Here is a 753-nt window from a genome sequence, read left to right on the forward strand (position 1 = left end):
GGATTAATTCAACAAGTACATACTCGGCTTCACTGTTTGTGGTAGAGCTCTGACGCATTACAGACACAGGAAACTTCACTAAACTATCCATCGCTGCTTGGTCACGGACAATTGCCGCACAAAAAAAGGCTTCTTGCCAGCTAATGGCATCCAAACGCCCATCCCACAACCAGCCTTCGCCGTTGTAGGTCGCATCTAATATGTCGTCAATCACGATACGCTGCTCTTTTTCAGGCTCTCGCCCCAGCCTAAAAATTGCCTCACCTGCTTTTGCCGCAAGCTTTAGTGCGGTTATGGATTTTTGCTTGTTTTCGTCCGTTAAATCGAACGACCACCATTGGCAGATTTTGATTGCATTACCAAAAACGCTTATTAAATTATCTCTTTTAATAGGTAGATCTTCAATCGAGTCATCATAAATTTCTTCAAATCGTTCAGTATCATGCTCTAAAAACGTAGGTTCATAATCGCGTGTTATGTTAATCATGTTTATTCCTTTAAATTAAATCTGTTTGGTTGAGCGTTTTGGGTTCTCAGGTAAAACTACAGGTAGTCGCCATCAATATAAAACTGCGGGATAAAATCTGATTGCACGCTGAGTTCGTTACCGTAATCTTTTGCCATACATGCTAAACCGAGCAAATTAATTAGCATGTAAAAATTAGGTTGTTGGTACCCTTTATCACAGAATCGCTCGTGGTACTCCCAGCTATCATTCAATGCATCTGCTAAGGCGGTACTCGGAGTAGTCTC

The 753-nt window shown here is 41.6% G+C and carries 2 protein-coding genes; both read right to left on the minus strand.

Annotated features, from left to right (window positions below; genetic code table 11):
• A partial coding sequence (locus tag I6F65_RS21475; RefSeq protein ID WP_197114858.1) for an Imm49 family immunity protein occupies positions 1-487 on the minus strand: 487 nt, incomplete at its 3' end.
• Positions 488-543: 56 nt separating this feature from the next.
• A partial coding sequence (locus tag I6F65_RS21480; protein WP_197114861.1) for an Imm49 family immunity protein occupies positions 544-753 on the minus strand: 210 nt, incomplete at its 5' end.

The organism is Pseudoalteromonas sp. SWXJZ94C, assembly GCF_015864385.1.
Lineage (GTDB): Bacteria > Pseudomonadota > Gammaproteobacteria > Enterobacterales > Alteromonadaceae > Pseudoalteromonas.